The following is a 22,605-nucleotide window of genomic DNA, read 5'->3' as shown; positions in this document are numbered from 1 at the left end:
TAAATCGATCAGTTTAATCATATGCAGCTGTATTTATCGCCGTTATCACAATTCCGCTATTCGTTGATCCGATAGAGGAACCACTTGCAGTGGTTGAACTTTGCCCCCTAATTCTTGTACCACCAGTGTCGTCATGGCAACCCGTCCCCACATCAACAGACTGAAATATTGGCTGTCCACCTGGTGCAGAACCCGCATGGAGGATGACAGATCCCAGCCCCATCGGATTTACGGCCCATTTGCCTGCCATGTATGTATCAATGTTAAGCCCACCACTTACAGCACCTGGTGAACCAATAGTTGTAAGGTCGCTTAATACCCGGGACTCGTTCGTAAGTACCAGCGTCCCTTCGGCATCCCATATAGCCACACCCCAGGCCGGAAGGGTAAGCGGATATATGGCAAAAAAATAGGCCTCAAGGACAAAAGCCGCCCCCCTGTAATTAGAGGCATCAACACTGAACGTATTGCCACTTTTTGAAGCTGATATCTTCGCCGGGGCGCTGGTTCTTGCAAATGCAATCCCTCCCTTCTGACCGTCGATAGTCACGGACGCCGAAGCACTGTTAAAATTCCCCCCAAAAGTTGAGTTTACCGTTACTTTTCGGTAAAGCGTCATTGGTGTGGAATCAGGCGTGATAAAAGGGTTCCCGTTAGGTAATGAAATCAATGCGCCATATTTAGCCATCTACGCAGTCTCCGCAAAAACGATTAACTGCACTTTGACTGCCGGGTAATCATTAATCCCATCACTACCTGAAGGCTGTATTGTTATGGTGTTTCCAGATGCAATAATATTTCTTTTATCTGTGTAACTTATTGTCCCTTTATCCTCCAGAGTACCAACCGCAAAACCGACCTTTAAACCGGGCTCGATGTTGAACTGGTAGCTTCCCGTTTTCTGACCTAAAGCAAGATCGATGATGCCCACCACGGTTACAGGTTTAATGCCATAGTTATTCGGGACACCGTTAGCGTCCCATGTCTGAATTCCCCATGTCATCAGAATACCCCTGTTAATTTGCCAATCTGCACGCGGAGAACGCCATTGCCATCTTTAACGCTGTAATTCAGATTTGTCATTTTCGTTGCCCCCTCCCCGGCAACAGCCCCATTCATTTCAAACGTTCCGTCTGATTTCATAATGGTGCCTGTTTGTCCCTGAACATAATTAGCGGAGCGCAGTTCGCCAATTTTTGCCAGAGTGATTTGACTATACTGAATAAACGCATCGCTGATAAAGACCTGACCATTGACCACCGCAAACGGTGAATATTGCGTATCGCCGCTGCCACTCATCAGGACGAACTGATTGGCGTTAAACCCGACACGGGTGACTACCGGCTTGCCCGATTCCGCCAGCACCGCAATCGACATTCCGGCGTTATACATCACGCCGTTAATCCGGACTCCGGTTTTGAGGGTATAAATTGCAGATGCTCCGGTAGCATGAACCACGGCAGTAAGCTTGTCCTCCAGCGCGGCAGTCACATCATTGAACTGCGCCTGCACCTGCGTCGACATTTCAGCCATGGCCTTATCGACCTGCGCAATGGTCGTTTTAACCACCAGAATATCCGCGCGTATCTCGCCGTACTGCGCCCACTGGTGTTCCACCGTTCCATGGTTGGCCAGCGCATTCTGCAACGCAGCTTCCAGATTGGTATCAATGTCGCTTGTCAGGCGGTCACCATCGGCAGACGTCAGGAAGTCATCAGCAATATCTCCCAGGTAGTCGTCAGCATTCGCGTTGGATTCTCCACGAACCCAGTCGGTCCAGCCTGATTCATTACCCGTTCTGTCAACCAGCTGCGAGCGGTACCAGAACTCCTGTCCCGCCTTCAGTCCCAGTTGGGTGTATTCGGCTGACGGATAAGGCACATCCGACAGCAATAGAGGATTAGAGAAATCACTGTTCGCGGTGTACTGAATTTCCGTTTTCAGTGTGTCCCCGGTATTAGCCGGGAATCCCCAGTTCAGGCGAATCCCCCAGTTGATCGGCGTTGTCGCAAAGCCGACAGGTTTTGGCGGATTTCCCACCTTACCCGTCAGCGTTTTTTCTTCGGAATATCCCCAGCCAGAGGATATTTCAGAAGCGTTAATAGCACGTACACGCACCAGGTAACGCCCGGCATAAATACCCGATACATCGAAGGATGTGGTGGAGCTGCGCGGCACGTTTACCCAGTTACCATCATTGCGGCGCCACTGTGCCTCGTAGGCGATGGCGTTCTGCGCCTGGTCCCAGCTCACCCGCATGGTCTCAACGCTGATATTCTGCTGAACCACTGAAAACGAACTGATCACAATGTTAGCCGGCGGCGACTGATTACCCGGCGGGATCACACTCACCGGCCGCTGGTCAATGATGGCTCCGGTATCGATACGGGCATATTTATCCGGGTCGTGCCATGCGCCGGTAATAGAGAAAGTACCATCATTGTTATCGGAGACACTGACAACACGATACTGCTGGGCGTAGAGCCCGTCTGACTCAACCACCCATACAGCTTCGGCCTGTGGTGTCTCACTATATGCCGTGGTGACTGTGACTGATTCCCCATTAATCGCCTGAATAGTCCTGCTCTGTGACGCACCGGAGGGAAGATTGATAATAAGGCGATCGCCTGCTGCTGCATCAGCTACGCGGTCAAGTTTTATCACGCGACCGTTAACAGCACTGATGCGGCCACCCATAACTTTGCCGGACAGAAGCTCGTCTGACACGGCGATGATGTATCCCGGCTGCGGAATGTTTCCGTCCAGGCCAACATCAAACGAAACAACGCGATCCTTATTGTTGGTGAGAATACCCCAGCGCCCCTTTCGGTTCGCTTCTGATTGCCTGGTACATCCGATGGCTGTCATTTCCAGCTGATTAAAGCCGTAGCGCGCAACGAGCTGCTGCTCGAATACCGGCTCCATGGCGTCGGCGTAGGCGTTATCAGGGTCAGACCAGGAAACCAGCGCGGTGGTGTAACGGGTTTTGGTGGTGCTGCTGGCGTAGGTAAACAAGCCGTCGACCACGTTTGCGCGTGTGTAGGAAAAGTCGATATCCCGCGGCATGTCGGCCAGCGCAACAATTTGATCGCCCCCCCAGTACGTCATCCCCCGGAATATAGCCGCGAAATCACGTAGCACGGTGTAAGCGTCGTTCCGGTCCTGCACATAAACGTTACAGGTATAACGTGGCTCGGTCCCGCTGCCGCCTTTTCCATCGGGCACCATCTGGTCGCAATACTGCGCCACTTCATAGAGTGACCATTTATCGATGTTGGCAGCTGTCAGGCGATTGCCCAGACCGAAACGGTCGTTCAACACCAGATCGTAAAACACCCATGCAGGGTTATCTGTCCAGGCCCATTTAAAAGCGCCGGTCCAGGTGCCGAGATAGCTTCTGGTTTCCGGGTCGTAGTTATCCGGTACACGAATCACCCGCCCACTAGGCTTGCATGAAATCTGCGGAATGGATCCGTTAAACTGGCTCGAATCAAACTCGATGTAGAGCAGCGCGGTATTTGGATAACGCAATTTGGCGTCGATTACTTCCGTGTAGCTCTGCAGTGTCATGGTGTCGCCTATTTTGGCGCTGTGCGCATCAGCTGTAGTTTTACGGAGGCGCAATGTCCATGTGCTGCCAGCCTGCGGTAAATCAATACGGTGGCTTCGTTCATAGCCTGTGGTTGTTTTGCCCGATACCCGAGTATCGAGAACGGTTTTCCATGAGCCGCCGTCGGTCTGCAGATCGATGGCGTAATTGATGGTGTATCCCACCAAATCACCATCATCCTCTTGCTTGTAAATTGAGGGCCACTTAATGCGCAGGCGCACAGCAGAAAGCAGCGTATTTGTGAAAGTACGGGTCCAAGCGGTAGCACTTGATATCTCAACCCCCATGCTGATTTCGTTCTCTGAGCCCGGAATCCCCTGGATGTATTGTTGAGCCTGAGTACCTGGGCGAAAGTCCCAGACCAGACCGCCAAAGTTTGTCGAACCGTCGGCGTTCTCCAGTGGAGTCCCATCGAGGTAGATGTCTTTTCCGGTCAAACCACCAGCAAATTCACCTTCACCCAGCGCCACTAGCAATTTTGCCTTTGCGACAGACTGGAGATCATCCGGTTGCTCCGTCGGCGTTCGGCTTTTAGAGCCGCCACCTTTTCGCCCTGTGATTTTTTTCGGCGCCATATTTCACCCATAAAAAAACCACCCGAAGGTGGTTATTAGAAATGATATTTACTACTGCTTGTCTTCGACGTAGATACCCGCAGAAATAATTGCACCACCTATAAGCCGTCGGCCATATAGAAGAGGAACAGGATTACCCTGAGCTGCAGTGTTCGTCACGCCACCAAAGGCATAGGAAGCCTGATTATCAGCATCCTGTTTACTGGCAAGCCCGGCAGGTTGTGGGGATAGCATCTGCACAATACCGCCCAGCATCATCGCCGCGCCTATTTTCATGGCTGCTGGCCCCCACGCAGCCCCACCCCATGCCTGCCCTAGTGTTGCGCCCAACGCCCCAGCAACAACAAGAACGGCTCCCAGAATTGTTTGCAGTAAACCTGCTTTTTTACTTCCGATCACCACGGGAACAATTCGAATAACCTCTCCCGTAACGGGGAAACCTAAATCATCCATCCCAAGGTTTTTTTTACCTTTAAATACCGCATACGTTAACCCACGCATTTTGCTGGTATTAAGGTATTTTTCAAAACCGGGAATTGTTTTTGATAAAGCATTTATTGATTCGGCAGTAGTTCTTATTAGCCTGTTATGTATTTTCCCAAATGATTTGCCTAGATCTCCACCTAGTTCAATTCTTGTCATGACTTCTTGCATATAAACCCCAATAAAAAAAGCCACATAAAGTGGCTTTAGCGATTAGAAATTTCTTAGAGGCAAGAGCGAGCAGCTTTACTCCATGGATCGCCAATGCCCCTACTGGCTGCATACACTTTCACATTAGAGCCGCCTTTGTCGTCTCCTTGTATAATCGCCATTGATAAAACTCCGAATAAATCATCGGCAGCCGATATCCTATACCCAGTTTCCGTTTCAATGCTCGTTGCTTGCGGGTGTAAGTCCTGCCATTTTGGTGACAAGCATTTACTAAATTGCGCTGCACTCTTTGAAGAATGGCCAGTATAAATCGGTTCTCCTTCCTGCAAAGAAGAAGCGCTACACCCGAACAACCCCAACAACGAAACAAATAATATGGCCTTTTTCATATCCCTATCACCTTTGATCAATTTGCCAAAAGAGTAACAGGGATCGGGGTAACGAAGAAACCCGCAGTTAAGCGGGTTGGTTTTATAGATCAGTTAAGCGGTTGCTATTACTTTCTGGAAAGGAGCTTTCTAATTCGCCTTTCGCATTTCGCCTGCGCATCCCAGTAACGCTGAGTTGGTTTGTTGATGTAGTGGATGGCCACATCATCACGATCAATTCTCGTCACTGCTCGGGTCTTAATACCTGCGCGATAGAACATCCGCTGAGTCATGTAATGAGCAAGTCGCTTAATTGCGGTGTTCCGAGTAAAGCAGCGGAACGTTTTGCCATAACGAGAAACCACATAAACTGGGGCGCTGACTCGCTGTAACGCTTGCATCAGGAACGCACCTCACCCGCGAGCATAAAGCGCCCCATTTTGGCGTGATGATGGAAGGAACCACGAATTTCGGTCTCAGCAAGCATTCCGCTAAAAGCATCCATGAATTCATGTTCATTAATAACTGTCATACGAGTGACTGCGCCATTCGGGGCAACGTGTGGCACCGTTTTATGGTTGATATCATAGGCTGACACCAATTGGCGACACTTCTTATCACTCAGGCCCGTCTTCTCAACAAGGTAAGAATACCCTTGATACCCGGCAGGGATAGCGCCCTGCGCCATATCATCAACCTGCTGTTCCAAAGCATGTATGCGTTTATCCTGCTCTACGTTCGCCATTGCGATTGCAGCAATAATCTCATTCTGAGATAGAGGCGCTGGAACAGCTGAAGTTCCAACTTCTCGCTCATGCAAGCGGTCAATTACCTTCATTCGCAAGGAGGCGCTATACCCGGTCAGGAGGCATTCTACATGACGGCGATCAAGGTCGTACTCCATCTGCTGGCGATTCATGGTGTCCAGGTAGATGCGTCCAAAACTGGACACATCTTCGCTAAGGTCAGCGAGCATATTCTCGATGTCACGTTTAACATGCTGATGCTGCTTCCCTGTTAACTCTGCGATCTCGCGGCTGGACATGGTGACATGATGAAACGCATTTGCTACAGTAGCTGTAGACATATTTGTTTGCTGCATAATTTCTCCACTATGCAAGTTATAGATGCCATCGGTTGCCGCCGATGGCGTTTTTATTTGCATCGCTGCAAAATTCAATAAATCCTCGCTCGCTCTCCCTGTTGAAGTTGCCGATCAGCATAATCCTTAATCATGTACATGAAGGCAGCTCCGTCATTAAAACGATCATGAAGGCGACCGGCCAAAGGTGATTCGATAGCCCTCAATGCTGGCTCTATCTGGTTAAACCATGCTTCACACATAATCTCGAAATAATCGAACATTGCGTTTGCATTGTGGGCGTGTATTTCTCGATCGCTGAGCATCTTCGATACTGGAATGTTTATAGACACCTCACGATCCAGAGTATCTAACACCCAGCGTCGGAATTCTTTAGCAACCGGAGTTCTGGCAAACATAGCGACCATGTGTGCGCCACGTAGAGAAAAAACCCTAGTTTCCTGATGCCCACCAGGGGTGGTCAACTTGACCACCCTTGTCATTTTTTCTGTAAACTCATCAATATGACGAGCAAAAATTCGCTGAACAGCTTTATCGTCTGCATATTGAAGCGCGTAACCAATCTGATTAGCGGTCAGCCAGATGCCATCGATATCAGGAACTGGCTGCAGAGAAATGCCATGGAAGTTCAGCTCTTCTTTCGTTACACTGTTCATGTCGATATTTCCTGCCAAGGATTTCTTCGATAAGAAGCCCAGGGTGTTCGCGCACTCCTGGGTTCCACTGTTTTTATGCTTGTTCACTCTTCCCCCCTTCTAATCCGTACGCTTTCCTCAACTGATAGATGAGCTCAGTATTGAACTGCCGGCACTCTTCTTCCCCATTTCTCTCTATCGCCAACCGAACATCTTCAGGAAATCGAACCTTTCGCTGGTACATATCTTTTGCTTTTTCCATAGCCCCTCCAATCATGCCCCACGGTGGGACACATAAAGTGTCACACCGTGCGTCATTGATGTCAACCCCACCGTGGGGCATAATTTACATAATGTGAACTTTTTGAGTGAGGCAACCAAATGAGCAGAGAAGATCCTCAACTAAGAATAAGATTACCAATTGAATTAAAAGAAAAAATTGAAGATGCAGCAAAATCCAATAACCGCTCTATGAATGCTGAAATAGTTCAACGTCTCGACAACAGCTTCCTTAGCGAATTACGTGAAGATGAAGTAATTTCTGCTCAAGATGCAATTCAACTTGTTGAAAAAGCGAGGGATGAACTCTCTGAAATAATATTCAAAAGGACTTTTTCAGAGATCAACAAAAAGGTACGGATTGGTCATTCCACATTCCATATTCATCTCAGCGATCTTGAGTTGGACGGACTTAGTGACGATGATTTCAACACTGTTTTCAAAAAAACTTTTAGTCGCCTAAAAGAGTTAGGTTACGAAGTCTGGGAAAAGACTTGGGATGTGGATGGATTTGGGGTGGAAATTCCAGGGGAACAGCCCACCTAAATGGGCTTAAGCTAGAGTCTTATAGCGAAGTACCTTCATCGTCCGTTCCTGCCAGTATCCCCCATACGGCACACGCTGGCTCAAATGTCCGTAAAGATGGTGGAGTAACATATTGCCCTCCAGCAGGATCCCTGCATGGTTCCACTTATTAGCCTGGACCTGCATGATAACCATATCACCTGGCTGCGGTACGCCACTGAATTCACGGAATCCGCATTCATACCAGCAATCGTGGTAGAAGTTTTCGGGGTAACTATCCTCCCACCAGGGATAATCCACGCGGTAATCCGTCAGCTCAATGCCGTGCGTTTGCCGGAAATAACTCATCACCAGCCCCCAGCAATCGAAGTGACCGAGCACAAACGGGCGCTCCAGTAGCGGCAGCTCGCCCCGCGGCTGAATGGTACGCAGATCCCCCTCCGGCCAGCTGACGATGTGCCACGGAAGTAACGTAGCGTCACACTGTGCCTTATCCAGTTCGCTCGCCTGCGTCGTGGCATCCGGGTGGCTGTGGACAATGGCAATCACTGTTCCCCAGTCTTCGGCAGTGGCGTAATCCTCCGGTGACAGGTGGAAATGCTCTGTCGGATCGGTTGCCAGATTACGGCAGGGAATGTACCGCTGCACCCTGCTTTTTTGCACCACCACGCCGCAGCATTCGCGCGGATATTCAGCAGCAGCATGCGCCATAATGGCATCGATAATTTTCTGACGCATATCAGCTCCTGATCAGGGATGTGCCAGGGAAACCACCGAACGGCAACTCGTTCCCCTCGCCATGCCTCAACTTGCACGCAGTGAGCGTACCGGGGCATTCATCGAGTGACGGATCGTTAACCGGGTTGTTGTGCTTGTCGAAATAACGCGTTCCGGCATAGTCACATCCATCACCTGAGCGGTATTTGTTACGGATACACCAGGTACAAAGCGAATGTAGCTGGCGCGTCGGGATCATCAGCCCCTGCAGGTCCATTGGACTGGATAACGTAAACGCCACCACCTCATTGGTTTCAGTGCTCTTGGCGTCAATGTAAAACACCTTCAGCTTTTCCTGCTGCGGATCCGCTGACGGGTTGCCCTCCGGATAGTTTTTCGCATCCAGATACTGCGCCAGCGTGTCATGAATCGTGACCTTTGCCTGCAGCAGGTCATCATAAGCAAGACACAGCGCCGTAATGGAACTGTCCAGGTTAGCGACCGACAGCGTCGGCTGCGCGCTGGTCCCGTCGGTCGCCGTCTCAATACCCTCGATCTGGCAGGGCCAGGCTTTATATTCCTGCCCCTGCCACCAGATCGATTTCGCCGGTAGCTTATTTTCATCTCCACCAGCAGCGGCAATTTCATCGGGAGTGTGAGCAATATTGTGGGCGTGGAAGCGGAGAACGTCGGAAACACCAAATGCGGTGCCATCGACATCAAAAAGCCGGACAACATTGCCCGGCTCAAGTTTCTGATAATCACTGTTTAAGCTCATGGTGCAAACGCCTGTTCAAAGGTGGCTGATACGGTTTCCACCGTTTTACTTTTGGTGACGCGCTGCAGGCTGTCTGCCTCAACTCGCCACAGAGCCAGATCACCGCCTGGTGGGGTAAACGAAAATGATTTCGTCTTATGGCGCCGCAGAAAAGCATAGATATCCTTGACGGTTCCCGGTTCGCCGGTAAATGAAAACTCATAGCTGAGCGTTTCATCATTCATCCCGGCACCTGATACTTGCTTATAGCCATCACCAAACTGTGCCGTGCGGACGGTATCCTTACTTTTCAGGGTCGGCTGGCTGGATGCTTTAATCCGCCACGCAAAATGCTCGATCGCCATTGCTTACCTCTGTTTTGTTGCATTCCAGATAATGCCTCCGGGTCGGATTTCTCTGGTGATACCTTCCCTGATGGAACTGTTGATCACCTGCTGATAGGCTTTCCCCAGCGCATCGCCGTTTCCTTTCTGCTGACCGGAATCCCCCTGGCCTGTTGTAACCGAAACCGGCGCATACACGCTGACACCAAAAGGAGAAGCAACGCCACCGCCACTCCCCCCGACCAGACCACCAGTCGCATAGCCGCGCATCATGCGATAAAGGTTGCCGACACCGATTCGGTTGGTGGCTTCCTGCGTAAAGACAAACTCTCCACGGTGCACCACACCTGCAGGCTCATACTTGCCGCCGGACCCGGTATAACCACCACCAGCAAAACCCAGCGCTGACGTGGCAGAACTGACCAGGCCGGTCATGGCCTGCTTCATCAGGATCTGCGTCAGCATCGACAACGTGGAACGGGTGAAATCTGCCCAGTTTGCTTTCCCTGTCGTCAGCATATCGGCCATATTCTGGCTGATACCATCGAATGTGGCTGAAGCAGCAGACTTCATCGAGCCATAGGCATCAGCTGCTGAATCGGCATAGTCAGCCCACGCTGATTTCGCCCCGGCCTGCCAGTTGCCGCGGAGCTCGTCCTGTGCGGCATAATATTTCTTCAGTGCATCCAGTTCATTCTGATAACCCTGATCGGTGTCCGTACCGCCGGCATTCATCCAGCCCTGCCGCAGCTGTGCCTCTTCGTTTTGCCGCTGCGCGCCGCGACTGCTCATGCTGCCCCCGGCCACAAGCGCCCGGGTTTTCTCACCAATCTGGGTAACGTACTTCTGCGAGCTGTCCTGCAGGCGGTTTAACCGTTCCTGGGCAACAATCTGATCGCCCAGCCGGGCATTCACTTCGGCCCGCGCCAGTACCTCGTCTTTGTTCGCCAGCACCGATTTTTCATCGGCGGTCAGCGCGCGCTTTTTGGCGGACTCTTCCAGCACCGAAAAGCGGGATTGTTGTTTCCACAATTCCTGCCGCTGCTGGCTGATGGTATCCGTGATGCTCTTGTGCTCCTGCAGAGTGCGTAACTGCGCCTCCAGCTCCAGCGTCTGCGCGCTGGCAGTATCGACACTTTTTACACCTGCAGGTGTTTTTACCGCTGAAGGGGCTTTGGGTTTCTTCAGCGAGTCGTCGTATTCTTTTTTCGCAGCTTCCAGATTGATGTTGTAGTCAGCCTGGAGGATCCGTCCGTCTTTAAGCGCCTTGTTCAGTTCATTCTGACGGGCCGTGTACTTCTCCAGCGCAGTCTGCGTCTTTGCATAATTCGACTGCGCCTGCGCGGCATACTTCTGGCGGTCAGATTCAATCACCGCCTCGCGGGCGGCGTTATCCTCAGTGGCCTTTGCCACGCTGGCCTGCTGCTGCGCCATTTCCAGTGCAAGGCGGGCAGACTCCCGATCGTTCCAGTAGCTGGCACGCGCATCATCATTGACATAACCATCACCTTTACGCAGATTCCAGATTTCATCCGCCCGCTTAAAGGCCGCTTCCGCTTTGGCAACCATCTCCTGCGTGGTGTCAGGCCGCCCGATATCGAGCGCCGCATCCCACATCGATTTAAAGGCACGCTTCAGGCTGTCGGCAGCAGACTCAATCGACCCCATATTGTCGCGCAGGCTCTTTGTCTGCTCACGAAAACCGTTCGTCGCCGCATCATTAGCTGCCTGCAGCGCCCCTGCTTCATCACCGGCGCGTTGCAGTTGCGCCACATAAGCAATCTGTTCCGCGGTAACGTTGTGGAACTGCTGCGCCATGGCAATCAGACCAGAGGTCGGATCGTTCGTCAGTTTGCCGAATGCCGCCGCCACCTTATCGACCGGCACACCCGACGCATCGGTAAATTTCGCTACCGCCTGACTCATCTCATCGAACCGGGCACCGGCACGCACTCCGGCGTTAACCAGCTCCGTCAGCGCGCTGCTGGTCTGGTTAAACGTGAGTCCCGCCTGCTCGCCGGATTTCGCCAGCACCAGCATGCGGTTTGAGGTCAGCCCGGCAGTATTACCGGACAGAACCAGCGTTTTGTTGAAATCAGACAGCGTGGACGAGCCCTGATACCAGGCGTAAACCACCGCGCCAGTGGCGGCAGCCAGCGCGCCAACGCCTACCATCACCGGCGATATGGTGCCCAGCAGCGCCCGAAAGGTCGGAATAATACCGCCGAAGGAGTCTTTCACCTGACCGCCCTGCTGCAGCAGGATAAGCCACGGACTCTGCCCTCCGGCCAGCTGAGTGGCGATATCCGTAAACTGCGCAGGCAGCATACGCATCGCCGCGTTGTACTGGCCGACTGAAATACCGGCCTTCTTCGCCGCGCTCTCCTGGCGGGTAAATGACTGCTGCACCTTCAGAGCAGAGTCATTCGCTGCGTCACCCGTCTGCTTAAACTGCCTTTTTACGTACTCCATCTGCTCGTTGAACTTTGACGAATTAACGTCAAGGTTAACGACCAGGTCACCCACTGCCGTCTGGGCCATAGCGAACACCTCCTGAAATGCCCTCGGCCTTTGCCATCAGCACAGCGTCACCAGGTTCATCATCGGCAATATCCTCCGCAGAAGGTGAAAGCAGGCTGAAGCTGGCAGGGGTTGATGTGGTTTTGGGGTCAAGCGCGGTAATGACGATATGCATCAGCGAGGAAAAATGTGCATCCAGTTGCGCATCATTAAAAAAATTGTCCTGGTAGAACGTTCGCCAGTCGGCGTATTCCGTTGACGACATACCAGCAAGCATGGCGCGCCAGTCCGGGCGGCGAAATTCACGCGCCAGTTTCAGGACGAATGTCAGCTCGCTGGCGAGGACTTTTCCAGACTGACCAGATCAGTCACAGCGATATCCTCTGGATCATTCGCTTCCTGCAGCGGCACCATGCCGGATAACAGCTTCACGCTGTACTCTGCAGCGGAAACAATCTCCAGCGGCCAGGTCATCAGCACTTCATTCTGGATCTGCTCAACGTCTTCTTTCGGTGTTTTGTGCGTCCCTTTCAGGGGATGTCCATGCCATAAAGACATGGCCACCAGCAGTGCGCCGGATTTAATCGTCATATCCATCGCCGCCTGCATGTCGGCATCGGTGATACTTTCCAGCGTCTTCAGGTGTTCAAGATGCTCAATACGCTGCAGCGCCGACAGTTCGTAGAGCGTGACGGTCTTACCGTTGCGTTCGAACGGCTCACTTTTTAAAAACATGGGTTACTCCAGAAAGCGGGGCCACAGCCCCGGAAGTCAGGAAACGGTGACTTTACAGGTCGCGACAAAAAGCCCGTCGTTGGTCATCACGATAATGTCGGCGGTTCCGGCGGCAATGCCGGTTACTGTCAGAACCGTACCGGCGACAGTCACTGTGGCTTTACCTGCATCCGTGGTGGTGGCCCGGAAAGATTGATCGCTTGCGCTGGCTGGCGCCACGGTGACATTCAGCGTGGTGGTGGCAGCAACCGCAACGGTGGTGGTCGATTTATCCAGGCTGACGCCGGTTACGGCAATCGCTGCAGCAGCGCTGTCTTCAGCAAGGCCTGGTTTGCCGTTGTTGCTGATTTTGACAGAACGGGTAATGGTGTCTTTTGCCGTCACCGTTTTACCCAGGCTGCTTACCCAGCCACGGAACACATCGATGGCGCCATTCGGGTATTTGATTTTGTACGCCAGCACGGTACCGTCATCAAACCAGCGAACCAGATCCTGCTGCCCGCTCTCGGCAGGTTTCCAGGCCAGCGTAAAACTGGCCTCCCCCGCCGATTTCTGCCCCTGCGCGGTAGCAGTCCAGTCGGCATCTTCGTCGTCCAGATAGGTGTCGTCGTTTGATTCGGCAGTCAGTTCACCGGGCTGCAGGTCTTTAATCTTTGCCAGGCGCGTCCAGTCAACATCCGATAATGGGTTGGCGAAGGGGTTACCCGATCCGGAATAAATCCAGAGCGTGGTGGTGGCACCCTTTACCGGCGCCAGTGGGTTTGGTGTAGTCATTACGTCCTCACATTTCGTAAGTAATGGAATATTTCAGATCAGCCGAACTCCACAGCCCAAGATCGTCATCGCGCTGGTAGTCATACCCCTGCTGCACCATGTTATTGATCAGCAGAGAAAGTCCTGGCACATTGCCAAGCACCGGATAAATACGTGACTCCATCCAGTCATCGAGCTCGGAATCGGGTGCCTGCGCCGGTAAAAAGATTTCGATATGCAGCGTGGCCTGCCAGATATCAGCATCCAGTTCTTCGCCGGTATACCCGGCATCCGTCAGGAAGACAGCGACCGCCGGAAAATTCCCCTCCTCCAGTACCGCTGGACGTCCGTCAAAATAGAGTGCGTCTTTACCAATATGGCTCTCCAGCGCATCAATAATGGCCTTTCTAATATCAGTGTGTTTCATCGTTTCAGAATCAGCCTGAGTTGGTTTTTAAGGGATGCCCGAAGTTCTTTGGGCATATCCGATTCCATGAGCTTCGGCAGCTCATCTTTAAATGCGGTCGTCAGTGGCGCTGCCAGTGGAATGCTGACCACTTCAATCGGGTAGCGGGGTCTGGATGTCCGTCGCATCACATGCCATCGGCCATTCTTCAGTTGTTGAATAAAACCACCAGGGAAACGAAAAGGGCCAATTCGCAACACGCTATTGGCCCCTTTTTTGTCCCGTTTTCTGCGGGATAACCGTACGCTGGCGGTACCGAGCTTTATCGCGGGCAGGTTGCCCCGGTTCACGCGAATCATTGCCATCGGCTTTTTCGCCGTGGCGCGTTTTATCCTGGCGCGTTGTTTTACCAGCTTGCGTGGCACCCGCGTATCTTTCGAGACAACGGCAACGCTTCTACTGACTGCCCGGGTGGCGACACGGTTAACAGCCTGCGCTGAGGCACGCGGAACCGCCGTATTGCTGATGCTGTTCAGGTTTGCTATAGCCTGTTCAAGCCCTTTTAAAGACATAGTTTCCCCTTAACGGCGTCGGGTTGCTGTGGGAGGAGAACCCGTACCGAGCCAGACATGGCAGGATCCGCAGTCATCAGGGCCAATACGATCAACCCAGAAAGGTTTTCCGTTAATATCCAGCGTATCCAGCCGCGCCAGCTGCACAATCGTTGCTGATTTCACAAACAGCGACGGGCTGGTCCCCTCGACACGGATGCCGGGTGTGGCGTAACCGATATTTTCCGGATCATCGAAAACACCACTCAACGTGACGCCAGAAATAGCGCCGGACGTTACCGTTGCAGAAGTCCCCATAACCTGCCGAATAGTGTCATCGGCCTGTGTTATTGCAGCATCAAAAAGGTTATCGAAATCAGCCACACAGCCCCCTGTTAGTGCTCGCGGACCAGCCCAAGTGCAACCAGGCTGTCCGCATCCGCTTCTGTCACGCGGATCACGGTCCCCGCCTCCACAATAGATACCCGTTCATCGCGGGTCGCGTGCAGCGCCTCAATGTGCAGCGTGACCAGCGTTTCGACTGCCGTCAGCGCGTCATCTGTTCTACCGCTTAATGCAGTATCCACTGGCGGCACGGGGTCTACGGCGCCGGTGGATGCACTACCATCACTCATGCCACCATTTTCAACACTATCGGTATCCGTGCCTTCATCCAGTTCTTCCTCCAGCTCCGCAATGCGCATAGAGAGCTCCTGAATGGTGCCACTGGTATTCACTTCCCGACCAAGCTGCGCGCCAAGCTCATTAAGCCGCGCAATCAACTTTTCTTTTTCTGTCATAAGAACAACTCCGGAACAGGGCCCCGCAGGGCCACAGAATGGACATCAGGCGAGTTTGACAGACACGAACGCATCCGGGTCAGCCAGCAGCATCAGTGGTGCAGACTGGATCATGGTGAACTCACGCGCCGGATCGCCTGTCTGTACCCAGTTTTTCGGATAACGCGTGGAAGCGTTAATGCCTTCACGCTGGGCATCAACATCCTGAATGCAGCCGTAGGTGCGCAAACCGCGCGCCTGGGTATTACCCAGCACCATGCTCAAATCCGGCAGGTAGTTCTTTTTGGTGTCGTCTTCAATGTATTGCCCGGAATAGACGACAATGGCCACATCGCCATACATTCCCTTATAGGAGACCGCTTCCCCCAGATCTTTCAGCGCCGTTTCCAGTTCAGAGTTAGAACCGCGACGGGTGTCGAGCTTCTCTTTTACCGCTTTGAATGAACGGAACAACGCCCAGCCCTTCGGATCAAAGACGATAATATTGACCACGCCGCTGGCGTTCAGCGCATAGGTTTCAATATCGTCAGTAGGGTCATAGGTTTCTTTGTCGCGGGTGCTCCAGGCCGCAGCACCTGCCTGGATGATGTTGTTTCCGGCACTGCGTCCCATATCCACCTCAACCGGTTCAAACGCTTCGCCGGTCATGGTGTATTTACCGTTGAGAACAGCAGCCACAGCCTGTTTCTCTTCCACCTGAGCAATCGCCAGTTCTTCATCCTTCATGTTCTGCAGGATTATGCGACGGCGGCGGTAGGCCGGGTCAGCCAGATTTTGCGGGTCTTCATCCGGCAGGCGGCGCAGCGTCATCTGCGGGTTTACCTCGTGCTTGGGCTTGACGTAACCCGGCGTAAACTCTGATGTTGCGCCACCACGGGAGCGGATAACCTTGCCGGAAATAACAGGAGAGACGTACAGCGCCATGTTGACCATGCCCGGGATTTGCGACAGATACACCTTCTCGGTGCTGAAGGGGTAGCTTTCACGGAAGAAAATACGCAGGAAAAGCGGATCGAATTTGAATTTCTTCTCATTGACCGCCAGCAGTTGGGCAGTTGTGTAAATTGACATAGATGTTTCCCGTAAAAAAAAGCCGCGAAGGCGGCTTCTGTGGATGATGGTTAGTGTTAAGTCGGATGTCAGACGATACTGATGGCTGTACCTGCGAATGCGTTGCGTTTGATGTGTTCATCTGTCACCGCATCCGGCCAGAGCACATCTTCAATACGGAAAGAGCCGGACTTATAGAATGCCAGCTCAGTGCTGCTCTGGTCCGAGGAAACAGCCAGAATGCCACAGGCAGCCCCAGCATGCTGGCCATCCCAGACGGTCAGCTTGCCGGAAGTGGCATCCAGCATCAGAGGCGTCATCGCCGGTACTGCTTTCGTCAGTTCACCGGGTGCATAACCGGTATGCGCCGGATCACTGTTCCCGAGGGGCTGATTGTGCGTAAATTGTTCAGTGTTAGACATGTTGACCTCTTAAACAGGCGTATTTAACAAATCGTCACCCGCCTCAGCAGAAGCGTTACCTGCCGTGACGGTGCCGGGTGCGGTTTCCATCAGACGATCCAGCGCAGTATCCGTGCGCGCCAGAGCACTCTGAGGTGCTGCGGCAAGAATGCGCTGGGCACTTTCCACGGTCATTCCCGGCGTTTCTGCCAGCGCACGCGCCTGTGATTCACGCCCTTTCGCCTCTTCACAGTTCAGGATCCCCATAATGCGACCGTTTTCGGCTGCGACCGCCGCTGCCACCTGGCTGCTGATATCAACAATTGCGCCCGCGGCAGGGTCAGTAACGACCACAGCAGGCGCGTCAACGGTGGTCACGGTCTGGTCAGCAGATGCTGCTGGTTGAGTGGTATCTGCGGATGCAGTAGTACCTTTCATGCTTCCTCCTCGGGAAATCATCGTTCGTTTATTAATTGCATCGCGCATAACGTTCAGCGCATCCATGTTGTTGACCAGCTGCTCCGCCAGGCCGTTGTCTACTGATTCCTGGCCTGAAAACACAGCTGCTTCAGTATCAAGAACGGCCTGAACCGACATGCCGGTATAACCTGCCACCTTTTCAGCGAACATCTGCCGGGTAGCGTCGATACGCGCCTGAAAATCTGCACGTACCTCTTTGGGTAATTTCTCGTAGGGGTTCCCGTCCACCTTGTGATCGCCGCTGTAAATCAGCGTGACCTCAACGCCGCTGGTTTTAAGGGCAGCGCCGTAATTGCTGTGGGCCATCATGACCCCGATGGATCCCGTTCTGGCCGTCTGCGTCACAAGCCGACGCGATGCCGCACTGGCAATCAGCTGGCCAGCGCTGCAGTTCATATCGTTGGCTAACGCCCATATGGGTTTGATATCCCGCATGCGGACGATGATGTCCGCACAGTCAAAGGCACCCGCCACCATTCCACCTGGCGTATCCATATCCAGAAGAATGCCGTCTACACCCGGATCGCTGATTGCCTGCTGGAGGCGGGCGATGATGCCGTTGTACCCCGTCATCCCCGAATACGGCTGGAGTGAGCGGGTTTTACTGACCAGCGTCCCGGAAACCGGCAGCACCGCGATACCATCAGTGACCTGGTAGCTTCGCGCCGGCTTTGGCCCCATGTCCTCATCATCACCAAAGAGTGCCAGCGGTTCAGCCATCTGCTCTGCGCCAAGCGTAACGCCCGACACAGTGTCGGTCAGACGGGTGATACCTAACTGACCAGCGAGCGCGCAAAAGAAAACCCGCGCATAGGCGGGTTCAAGTAAAAGTGGCTCATTGAAGGCCATACTGGCAATGTGCGGGAGATTACGCAGCTCTGGCGTCATCGGTCCCCTCCTCATTCGATTTTTTCAGTCCAGACTCAAAGGCCGAAGCCGCCCACGCTGGCGGTTTAAGTCCCGCCGCGCGGCGCTCCATCGTTTCGCGAACCTGCTGGGCAAAGATTTCCTGATAATCTTCCCCGCGTTTGGCGCATTCCTTCTCATAGGTGCTCAGCCCCGCCTCAATGAGCATGACAGCCTCCTGCACCTCCTTCAGACCGTCAATGGCCATTCTCCCGGAGCCGATCCAGTCTGCATTTCCCCAGGCGCTTCTCGCCTCCTGAAAACTGAACCGGGCTTTAGACGGTAATGTCACCACGCGGCGGACAATGGCCTCTTCCAGCCAGCATAAAAACATCTGACAGGCCTGGCGGGAGGCAACAAATTTGCGACGCCCCATAAAGTACGCCCAGGACTCGTTAGCACTGGCGCGGGCGGTGGAATAACTCATCTGCGAATAGTTGCGAGAGAGTTGCTCATACGACACCCCCAGCCCTGCAGCAATGTAGCGCAGCAGAGATTGTTCAAACGTCGAATAGCCGTTGTCAGTGTCCTGCGCTGACTGAAGATTCAGGGAGTCGCCCGGCATCAGATGCGGCACCTTCGCGCCCCCGAGACGAACCGGCGCCGCGGTATAGTACGAGGCCATCTCCCCCAGCCAGCCGGTCATCTTGCTTTGCTGCTCTTTACTGTCTGAGCCGAGAATAAAGTCCATCGCGGTTTGCGTATCCAGCCCACTTTCAATCGTGGCGGCATACATCGCCTTGACAATCGCGCTCTGGAGCTGCGTATTCTGCAGCGTATCGAGCATTTTCATTTGCTCCATGACGCTGTAAAACACGTTGGCACCGCGTGTCTGCCCATCTTCCAGAGGTTCAAACACGTGGATAAAGGAAGGCCGCCCGCCTGGCAGTTCACGCGGGATGTAGGTCCACTTCTGCGCCATCCACCCCGGATAGCCATCCTCGCTGACGTAATATCCCAGCGCGGCGCCACTGTCATTTGTTCTGACACCTGCCCGGCAGTTTCGCGTGTCTCCGGCGTTATTGGGGTTGCTGATGCGTTTTGGGCTAACCATTTTGAACTGTGTGCGGAAAAGACGCGTGGAATCACTGTCCCAGGTGGCCTGTGCACATAACTCACCGTTAAACGCATGCATGGAAACACCCTCGCGGATCATCATGGTGAATGTACGCTTACGTTCCGCATCAATGCAGCAGCAATCATCCTCCGCAAATTCTTTCCAGGCCGCCTCAACTTCACGGGAGAACGCCCGGGCCTCTTCCTCTCCAATGCCCAGAAAACGCCAGCTGGGGCGATAACTGAGCCGGAAAAACGATCCGACAATGTGGTCCTGATGGAGCTGTACCGCGTTTGCCGCATAACCGTTATTGCGGACCAGATCGTCAGCGCGCGCGTTACCACGGGAAAAATTAGGCAATAACGCAGCATCTGCGCTTTCACTCGGTGGATTCCAGGCGCGGAGCTGACCGCCAAAGCCACCAGCACCGCCATGATATCCGGCATAATCCCGCAGAGCGGTTTTACCGTCCGGTCCTAACAAAGCAGGTGTTTTCATGCGTAAAATCCTGCCGGTCCCCGGCGTCGTGGAGTGGTGCCAACCTGTGACTCAAGTTCGGCAATGTATTTCTTCAGGTCACTGACTGAAGTCGCAGTGAACTCAACCCGCCGGCCGTCTTTTTGCACCGTTGCCACCCGCTTTCCCATCATGAGGTCATGCAACGCTGCACGGGCGGCATCCAGATCAGTCTGTGTCGCCATTATTCATCTCCAGATAATGCCCGGGCATAATCAGCCAGGGTTTTGTTATTGGTCCGCCCCCCCTCTTCCTCCAGCAGGCTCGCGAGCAGTGAATCAAGATTCAGTTGCCATCGCGAAATACTGATCCGCAGGGCCGCCAGCGCATACACGAAGCAGTCCAGCGCCTCATTTCGTCGCTTTTTGCTGTCCCAGACGATTTTCTTACGCCCGTCCACCCATTTTTCAACCTGCTCCTCAGCAGTAAGCTGCTGTGCCTCAGCCAGATCATAAATTTCGGGGTTATTAGGGAAATGCACGGCACCGGCAAGAGGATCACTCCCTTCCGGCTGAAGTGTGAAGCGGTTATAAATCTGCTCCTTTGCGGTATCAGTACCCACTTCCGTAAGATAAACGCCGTTCTTGTTGCGTTTACGCGGCATATTCGCGACGGGCTTGCCGTAAACGGAAGCCCCTTTAATCGGGATCACGCGAAACAGGCCATGCTTTTTTGAGCGATTGTAGACAATGGTGGGGTCAATACCGCCGATATCCCAGCAGATACGGGATACCGACATTTCCACGCCATTCTTTCGGGGGTAGGTTTTGTTAATCGCCTCGTCCACCCTGACGAGGGTCGCTTCATCATCATGACGGCCCATAATGATTTGCCGGTCAATCAGCCAGCTTTCCTCTCCGGGTCCCCATCCCCAGACGCGCATTTCATATCGATCCAGCTGTGAGTCAATCCCGGCTGTCAGATAAGCAACACGATCCGGTACGGATGCCCCAAAAAACTCTTTGCGTTCGGCCATGAGCTCCGCGTCAGGCCGTTCACCAATTTTAGGCTCCCATGTTTCGCCCAGAGTGGTGTTCACGAAGGTTTTACGCTTTCCGGTATCCCCTTTCGTTTTTAGCCAGTCTTTAACGATCTGTACCCAGGTGGTAAACGGGCTGTATGCCGTCCAGATGTGAAACGTCACGCTGTCTGGCGGGTCGATTTCGGTGCCTGTTGATGAAAACCAGGATAAACCATCACGCGTCCAGATCCCGGTGGTGTCACAGATGTAACGAGCTTCACTGAAATCCAGCTCCTGCTGCTTAATGACGCAGGCATTATGTTCACACAGGTAAAAGACGCTGGAGGGATCGCCAGGTGTCCATTTGAACCCGAACGGGGTTACTTTGTCGCCGAACTTCAGGTACTGCTCTTCACCACAGTGCGGACAGGGAACATGAAAACGCATGAAATGCCCGGATTCGCTGGCAGCACGCTCAATCTGGCAGGTCCCCTTTGTTTTTGGCGTTGAACCACGAATAGATTTAGGCCAGACAGAGCCCTCAATACGTTTATCACCCAGGAACGTCGGGGAACCCTCTTTCTCAATATCTTCATCGAATGCCGCCAGTTCATCGTAACCGGCGACATCGACCGATTTCTCACGATAGTTTTTCGCCGCTTTACCACCCAGACACCAGAACCCGCGACCGTTGGAGAAGCGTTTCATACTGAGCGTATTGTCCCGGTGCTTTTTTCCATACCAGGGGGCCAGCGCCAGAAGTGACGGAATATCGCGAATCGTCGGCTCAACATGCGACTTCATAAAGTTTTCGGCGTCACCATCAGTAGGCAGCCAGATAAGGGAATTTCGCTGCTTGTGCTGAATAAAATACGCATAAACACCCAGCAACATTTTTGAATAGCCAACACGGGCAGACTTAACAACGTTGACCTCACGTATGTAATCGTTACCCATCGCATTCATGATCGCGCGTTGAAACGGCAACGTTTCCCAGCGTCCTTCCTGGTAGGCCGACTCTTTGGGGAGATAGTAATTATCGTCTGCCCATTCAACCGCCGTTTGCGGCTCAGGCCGGTACAGCGAAAGTAGACCCGCGCGCGCAGAGTGCTGCAGCCCCTTAACCTGACTGTTCGATATATTCACTCAGCAACCCCGGTATTATTTCATCCAGCGCAGCTGCTTTGTTCATGGCTTTAATGATGTCCTTCTTGAGGAAATCAATATGTCGGTTTTCCAGCTCCGGGAAGCGCCGCTGAACCGACAGAGGAACTCCATCAAGAATGCTGGCTACTTCTCCGGCCATCCGCGACAGCACGAACGTGCAGAATGCGGTTTCCACCACCTCAGCGGAATCTTTTGCATTTTTTAGTTCCTGGGCATCTGCCTGCGCTCGGGTGAGGCGGTGACGCTCATAGTCAATCGTACCTGGCTGAAGGTCGGATTCCGATGCAAGACGAAGGTCTTCCACCTCCTTGCGTAATTTCTCATTCTCAATCGCCGCATCGCGTGCGGAATACCATTCGATAGCCGCGGAAGATTCATAGAGAACCTCATTACCTTTTCCACCGCCACGTGCTACAGGCATTCCCTGATCCTGCCAGTTCTGAATGGTTCGCACGCTGACTCCAAATATTTCAGAAAGACGCTTTTTGTTGACCTCCATAGCTCACTCCATACACAAAAACAGAGAAAGGAAACGCCCTCTGCTATTTAGCCGTTTTTAAGGCTTATCATTTCCTTTCTTTTCAGGGGGTGTTTACAGTTAAAACAATGAATTAGCGAGAAGAAGAACGGAAACGGCAAATGCCTGAAAATTTTCATAAATAGCGAGAATCTGCGAGGTCGCCGCCCCGTAACAGGCCGGATCGCCGGAAAGGACCCACAGAGCCCATGAGGTAGG

General features: G+C 53.0%; 28 protein-coding genes. 1 reads left to right on the top strand and 27 read right to left on the bottom strand.

What is annotated here, in order from left to right; genetic code table 11:
* Positions 1-13: 13 nt before the first annotated feature.
* The 9 genes from SK35_RS10600 to SK35_RS10560 form a co-directional block, all read right to left on the bottom strand.
* Positions 14-688, bottom strand: a complete 675-nt coding sequence (locus SK35_RS10600; RefSeq protein ID WP_048216165.1) for a hypothetical protein — start codon at positions 686-688, stop codon at positions 14-16.
* Complete coding sequence (locus SK35_RS10595) at positions 689-1,003, bottom strand: hypothetical protein (protein ID WP_048216164.1); 315 nt, start codon at positions 1,001-1,003, stop codon at positions 689-691. It abuts the gene before it with no gap.
* Positions 1,003-4,185, bottom strand: a complete 3,183-nt coding sequence (locus SK35_RS10590) for a host specificity protein J (protein WP_048216163.1) — start codon at positions 4,183-4,185, stop codon at positions 1,003-1,005. Before SK35_RS10590 ends, SK35_RS10595 begins: the two co-directional genes overlap by 1 nt.
* A 51-nt stretch (positions 4,186-4,236) precedes the next feature.
* Entirely contained in the window at positions 4,237-4,839 is a 603-nt protein-coding gene (locus SK35_RS10585; RefSeq protein WP_048216425.1) for a tail assembly protein, read from the bottom strand.
* Between the two features lie 53 nt (positions 4,840-4,892).
* Positions 4,893-5,228 (bottom strand): hypothetical protein, encoded by a 336-nt coding sequence (locus tag SK35_RS10580; protein WP_048216162.1) that lies wholly within the window; start codon positions 5,226-5,228, stop codon positions 4,893-4,895.
* Positions 5,229-5,335: 107 nt separating this feature from the next.
* Positions 5,336-5,608, bottom strand: a complete 273-nt coding sequence (locus SK35_RS10575) for a hypothetical protein (RefSeq protein ID WP_048216161.1) — start codon at positions 5,606-5,608, stop codon at positions 5,336-5,338.
* Entirely contained in the window at positions 5,608-6,309 is a 702-nt protein-coding gene (locus SK35_RS10570; protein WP_082193846.1) for a Rha family transcriptional regulator, read from the bottom strand. Before SK35_RS10570 ends, SK35_RS10575 begins: the two co-directional genes overlap by 1 nt.
* 74 nt (positions 6,310-6,383) lie before the next feature.
* Positions 6,384-7,052, bottom strand: a complete 669-nt coding sequence (locus SK35_RS10565) for a BRO-N domain-containing protein (RefSeq protein ID WP_048216160.1) — start codon at positions 7,050-7,052, stop codon at positions 6,384-6,386.
* Positions 7,039-7,206, bottom strand: a complete 168-nt coding sequence (locus tag SK35_RS10560; protein WP_075551264.1) for an Arc family DNA binding domain-containing protein — start codon at positions 7,204-7,206, stop codon at positions 7,039-7,041. Before SK35_RS10560 ends, SK35_RS10565 begins: the two co-directional genes overlap by 14 nt.
* 119 nt (positions 7,207-7,325) lie before the next feature.
* Between SK35_RS10560 and SK35_RS10555 the strand changes: the two genes are divergently transcribed.
* Positions 7,326-7,769, top strand: a complete 444-nt coding sequence (locus SK35_RS10555) for an Arc family DNA-binding protein (RefSeq protein ID WP_048216158.1) — start codon at positions 7,326-7,328, stop codon at positions 7,767-7,769.
* A 6-nt stretch (positions 7,770-7,775) separates the two neighbouring features.
* Here SK35_RS10555 and SK35_RS10550 read toward each other — a convergent pair whose 3' ends face one another.
* The 18 genes from SK35_RS10550 to SK35_RS10465 all read right to left on the bottom strand — a co-directional run bounded on the left by SK35_RS10550 (position 7,776) and on the right by SK35_RS10465 (position 22,368).
* Positions 7,776-8,486, bottom strand: a complete 711-nt coding sequence (locus SK35_RS10550) for a C40 family peptidase (RefSeq protein WP_048216157.1) — start codon at positions 8,484-8,486, stop codon at positions 7,776-7,778.
* Position 8,487: 1 nt separating this feature from the next.
* The gene (locus SK35_RS10545) at positions 8,488-9,243 is read right to left on the bottom strand and encodes a phage minor tail protein L (RefSeq protein ID WP_048216156.1); all 756 of its coding nucleotides are present in this window, start codon (positions 9,241-9,243) and stop codon (positions 8,488-8,490) included.
* The gene (locus SK35_RS10540; RefSeq protein WP_048216155.1) at positions 9,240-9,587 is read right to left on the bottom strand and encodes a phage tail protein; all 348 of its coding nucleotides are present in this window, start codon (positions 9,585-9,587) and stop codon (positions 9,240-9,242) included. The genes SK35_RS10545 and SK35_RS10540 overlap by 4 nt, the downstream gene beginning before the upstream one ends.
* A 3-nt stretch (positions 9,588-9,590) precedes the next feature.
* A complete protein-coding gene (locus SK35_RS10535; protein WP_048216154.1) occupies positions 9,591-12,107 on the bottom strand; it encodes a phage tail tape measure protein in 2,517 nt (838 codons plus the stop codon).
* Positions 12,085-12,363: a phage tail assembly protein T gene (locus SK35_RS10530; RefSeq protein WP_003034817.1), complete on the bottom strand. Its 279-nt coding sequence runs from the start codon at positions 12,361-12,363 to the stop codon at positions 12,085-12,087. The genes SK35_RS10535 and SK35_RS10530 overlap by 23 nt, the downstream gene beginning before the upstream one ends.
* A gap of 50 nt (positions 12,364-12,413) precedes the next feature.
* Positions 12,414-12,821 (bottom strand): phage tail assembly chaperone G, encoded by a 408-nt coding sequence (gene gpG / locus SK35_RS10525; RefSeq protein ID WP_048216153.1) that lies wholly within the window; start codon positions 12,819-12,821, stop codon positions 12,414-12,416.
* A 36-nt stretch (positions 12,822-12,857) separates the two neighbouring features.
* Positions 12,858-13,595 (bottom strand): phage tail protein, encoded by a 738-nt coding sequence (locus SK35_RS10520; protein WP_048216152.1) that lies wholly within the window; start codon positions 13,593-13,595, stop codon positions 12,858-12,860.
* 7 nt (positions 13,596-13,602) lie between these two features.
* Positions 13,603-14,001, bottom strand: coding sequence for a phage minor tail U family protein (locus SK35_RS10515; protein ID WP_048216151.1), 399 nt, complete (start codon positions 13,999-14,001; stop codon positions 13,603-13,605).
* Entirely contained in the window at positions 13,998-14,552 is a 555-nt protein-coding gene (locus SK35_RS10510; RefSeq protein ID WP_003034808.1) for a phage tail protein, read from the bottom strand. The genes SK35_RS10515 and SK35_RS10510 overlap by 4 nt, the downstream gene beginning before the upstream one ends.
* A 9-nt stretch (positions 14,553-14,561) precedes the next feature.
* Positions 14,562-14,915 carry a head-tail joining protein gene (locus SK35_RS10505; RefSeq protein ID WP_048216150.1) on the bottom strand — a complete coding sequence of 118 codons (354 nt, stop codon included), beginning with the start codon at positions 14,913-14,915 and terminating at the stop codon, positions 14,562-14,564.
* 11 nt (positions 14,916-14,926) lie between these two features.
* Entirely contained in the window at positions 14,927-15,331 is a 405-nt protein-coding gene (gene gpFI, locus SK35_RS10500) for a DNA-packaging protein FI (protein ID WP_048216149.1), read from the bottom strand.
* 45 nt (positions 15,332-15,376) lie between these two features.
* Complete coding sequence (locus SK35_RS10495) at positions 15,377-16,402, bottom strand: major capsid protein (RefSeq protein WP_003034798.1); 1,026 nt, start codon at positions 16,400-16,402, stop codon at positions 15,377-15,379.
* 68 nt (positions 16,403-16,470) lie between these two features.
* On the bottom strand, positions 16,471-16,803 hold the full coding sequence (locus SK35_RS10490) for a head decoration protein (protein ID WP_048216148.1): 333 nt from the start codon (positions 16,801-16,803) through the stop codon (positions 16,471-16,473).
* A gap of 9 nt (positions 16,804-16,812) precedes the next feature.
* Positions 16,813-18,150, bottom strand: a complete 1,338-nt coding sequence (locus SK35_RS10485) for a S49 family peptidase (protein ID WP_048216147.1) — start codon at positions 18,148-18,150, stop codon at positions 16,813-16,815.
* Positions 18,131-19,723, bottom strand: a complete 1,593-nt coding sequence (locus tag SK35_RS10480; protein WP_048216146.1) for a phage portal protein — start codon at positions 19,721-19,723, stop codon at positions 18,131-18,133. The genes SK35_RS10485 and SK35_RS10480 overlap by 20 nt, the downstream gene beginning before the upstream one ends.
* Entirely contained in the window at positions 19,720-19,926 is a 207-nt protein-coding gene (locus SK35_RS10475; RefSeq protein WP_003034782.1) for a phage head-tail joining protein, read from the bottom strand. Before SK35_RS10475 ends, SK35_RS10480 begins: the two co-directional genes overlap by 4 nt.
* Positions 19,926-21,848, bottom strand: a complete 1,923-nt coding sequence (locus SK35_RS10470) for a phage terminase large subunit family protein (RefSeq protein WP_048216145.1) — start codon at positions 21,846-21,848, stop codon at positions 19,926-19,928. The genes SK35_RS10475 and SK35_RS10470 overlap by 1 nt, the downstream gene beginning before the upstream one ends.
* Positions 21,823-22,368: a terminase small subunit gene (locus SK35_RS10465; protein ID WP_000453624.1), complete on the bottom strand. Its 546-nt coding sequence runs from the start codon at positions 22,366-22,368 to the stop codon at positions 21,823-21,825. The genes SK35_RS10470 and SK35_RS10465 overlap by 26 nt, the downstream gene beginning before the upstream one ends.
* Between the last annotated feature and the right edge of the window lie 237 nt (positions 22,369-22,605).

Source organism: Citrobacter sp. MGH105, assembly GCF_001037485.2.
Classification (GTDB): Bacteria; Pseudomonadota; Gammaproteobacteria; order Enterobacterales; family Enterobacteriaceae; genus Citrobacter; species Citrobacter portucalensis.
The sequence above is the reverse complement of the archived record's forward strand: the minus strand, read 5'-3'. Positions and strand labels throughout refer to the sequence as shown.

Bases quoted from the DNA above. Each gene is read 5' to 3' on its own strand.
- SK35_RS10520 (WP_048216152.1), bottom strand. From the start codon at position 13,595: ATGACTACACCAAACCCACTGGCGCCGGTAAAGGGTGCCACCACCACG.
- SK35_RS10560 (WP_075551264.1), bottom strand. From the start codon at position 7,206: ATGGAAAAAGCAAAAGATATGTACCAGCGAAAGGTTCGATTTCCTGAA.
- SK35_RS10495 (WP_003034798.1), bottom strand. From the start codon at position 16,402: ATGTCAATTTACACAACTGCCCAACTGCTGGCGGTCAATGAGAAGAAA.
- SK35_RS10550 (WP_048216157.1), bottom strand. From the start codon at position 8,486: ATGCGTCAGAAAATTATCGATGCCATTATGGCGCATGCTGCTGCTGAA.
- SK35_RS10580 (WP_048216162.1), bottom strand. From the start codon at position 5,228: ATGAAAAAGGCCATATTATTTGTTTCGTTGTTGGGGTTGTTCGGGTGT.
- SK35_RS10575 (WP_048216161.1), bottom strand. From the start codon at position 5,608: ATGCAAGCGTTACAGCGAGTCAGCGCCCCAGTTTATGTGGTTTCTCGT.
- SK35_RS10590 (WP_048216163.1), bottom strand. From the start codon at position 4,185: ATGGCGCCGAAAAAAATCACAGGGCGAAAAGGTGGCGGCTCTAAAAGC.
- SK35_RS10585 (WP_048216425.1), bottom strand. From the start codon at position 4,839: ATGCAAGAAGTCATGACAAGAATTGAACTAGGTGGAGATCTAGGCAAA.
- SK35_RS10515 (WP_048216151.1), bottom strand. From the start codon at position 14,001: ATGAAACACACTGATATTAGAAAGGCCATTATTGATGCGCTGGAGAGC.
- SK35_RS10510 (WP_003034808.1), bottom strand. From the start codon at position 14,552: ATGTCTTTAAAAGGGCTTGAACAGGCTATAGCAAACCTGAACAGCATC.
- gpFI (WP_048216149.1), bottom strand. From the start codon at position 15,331: ATGACAGAAAAAGAAAAGTTGATTGCGCGGCTTAATGAGCTTGGCGCG.
- SK35_RS10485 (WP_048216147.1), bottom strand. From the start codon at position 18,150: ATGACGCCAGAGCTGCGTAATCTCCCGCACATTGCCAGTATGGCCTTC.
- SK35_RS10530 (WP_003034817.1), bottom strand. From the start codon at position 12,363: ATGCTTGCTGGTATGTCGTCAACGGAATACGCCGACTGGCGAACGTTC.
- SK35_RS10535 (WP_048216154.1), bottom strand. From the start codon at position 12,107: ATGGCCCAGACGGCAGTGGGTGACCTGGTCGTTAACCTTGACGTTAAT.
- SK35_RS10600 (WP_048216165.1), bottom strand. From the start codon at position 688: ATGGCTAAATATGGCGCATTGATTTCATTACCTAACGGGAACCCTTTT.
- SK35_RS10480 (WP_048216146.1), bottom strand. From the start codon at position 19,723: ATGAAAACACCTGCTTTGTTAGGACCGGACGGTAAAACCGCTCTGCGG.
- SK35_RS10545 (WP_048216156.1), bottom strand. From the start codon at position 9,243: ATGAGCTTAAACAGTGATTATCAGAAACTTGAGCCGGGCAATGTTGTC.
- SK35_RS10490 (WP_048216148.1), bottom strand. From the start codon at position 16,803: ATGTCTAACACTGAACAATTTACGCACAATCAGCCCCTCGGGAACAGT.
- SK35_RS10555 (WP_048216158.1), top strand. From the start codon at position 7,326: ATGAGCAGAGAAGATCCTCAACTAAGAATAAGATTACCAATTGAATTA.
- SK35_RS10540 (WP_048216155.1), bottom strand. From the start codon at position 9,587: ATGGCGATCGAGCATTTTGCGTGGCGGATTAAAGCATCCAGCCAGCCG.
- SK35_RS10570 (WP_082193846.1), bottom strand. From the start codon at position 6,309: ATGCAGCAAACAAATATGTCTACAGCTACTGTAGCAAATGCGTTTCAT.
- gpG (WP_048216153.1), bottom strand. From the start codon at position 12,821: ATGTTTTTAAAAAGTGAGCCGTTCGAACGCAACGGTAAGACCGTCACG.
- SK35_RS10595 (WP_048216164.1), bottom strand. From the start codon at position 1,003: ATGACATGGGGAATTCAGACATGGGACGCTAACGGTGTCCCGAATAAC.
- SK35_RS10465 (WP_000453624.1), bottom strand. From the start codon at position 22,368: ATGGAGGTCAACAAAAAGCGTCTTTCTGAAATATTTGGAGTCAGCGTG.
- SK35_RS10475 (WP_003034782.1), bottom strand. From the start codon at position 19,926: ATGGCGACACAGACTGATCTGGATGCCGCCCGTGCAGCGTTGCATGAC.